This window comes from Acinetobacter sp. 228 (assembly GCF_048147885.1).
In genome coordinates, this window is sequence record NZ_JAYWYV010000293.1 from 1 (window position 1) to 1,329 (window position 1,329).

1 protein-coding gene and 1 pseudogene are annotated in these 1,329 nt (G+C 38.4%); both read right to left on the reverse strand.

The window, feature by feature from the left end; all coding sequences use genetic code 11:
* A partial coding sequence (locus VXQ92_RS18335; RefSeq protein ID WP_416682768.1) for an MFS transporter occupies positions 1 to 851 on the reverse strand: 851 nt, incomplete at its 3' end.
* 195 nt (positions 852 to 1,046) lie between these two features.
* Positions 1,047 to 1,329 (reverse strand): annotated as a pseudogene (locus VXQ92_RS18340) (5,10-methylene tetrahydromethanopterin reductase); the annotation flags it as partial.

Here is a 1,329-nt window from a genome sequence, read left to right on the forward strand (position 1 = left end):
ACAATGGCCACAATCGTTCTTGGCAAATAGGTTTTATTAAATAGAACTGCAAAACCCTCGCGCTTTTTCTTTTCAGCAGTTCTTTTTACTTTTTCAACTGTAGCGACTGCATGAATTGCATAGGATTCTTGTAGAACTCGAGCTGCACCTTTTAAATCACCTTGGTTTGCAAGCCAGATTGGTGACTCAGTTAAATATTTACCGCGAATAAAAATAATGAGTAATGCTGGCACTGCTCCAAAAATTAAAGATGCTCTCCATAACCAGTTGCTATGCTCAGGGGGTAAAAGAAAATAAAGCGCCAGAACTAGGCCAAAACACACCGAGGAAGCGGCATACCACATTGGGCACCATGCGGCTAAACGCGCTGCCTTATTGCTACTACCGTTAAATTTGGAAAACTCAGATAAGTATGACATTGCCACAGGCAGATCAATACCAACACTAATTCCCATAATAAATCTGGCTAAAATCAAAACCCATACATTCGGTGCAAAGCCTGCAACAATTGCCGCAATAACAAACAGCACCATGTCCGCCATGAAGACCCGATAACGGCCAATTTTATCTGTCAGCCAACCACCAATCAGGTTACCAACAATGGTTCCGCAGACAATTGCTGAAGCTACCACACCGGTCATGACAGGGCTTAAGGAAAACTCTGAGATGACTTGCTCAATACCGAAAGAGAGCGTTGTTAGATCATAGGCATCAATAAATACACCAATCAGTGCCAACCAAATCACTTTATTCGATTTACCCTTCCCTGCAAATTTGGAAATTAATTGTGAAACATCATCGGGAGATTTAATTTCATAACGGTGGTTATGATCGAGTTCTTTTGTGCTCACTTAATAATTCCTGTATTTTAATCACAGGAACAAAATAATGATTATTTACATAATACAAAAACAAATTAATCTGATGTTTTAATCTAAATTATAGAATTATCTTTTCATTATTAACTCAGCAATAAAATCGATATAAAAAGACAAAATAAAAGCTGGCATTTAACCAGCTATTTATTTAAAGACTTTCCAAAATATTTAACTCGCCTCAGCAAGTTTTAACTCTTTTAGATTACGATATTTTGCACCTCGGTGATTTTCAGGCAAATATGGCCCAGCACCAAATAGTTTTTCTCTTAATGTTCCTTGTGCATATGAGGTTTGATATACCCCACGTTTTTGCAACTCAGGCACAATAAACTCAACTACATCGGCAAAGGTTTGATGCGCCAAAATGTAGGCTAAGTTAAAACCATCGACATCGGTATCTTCAACCCATTGCTGTAGAGCATCCGAAACGGTTTCTGCCGAACCTACAAGA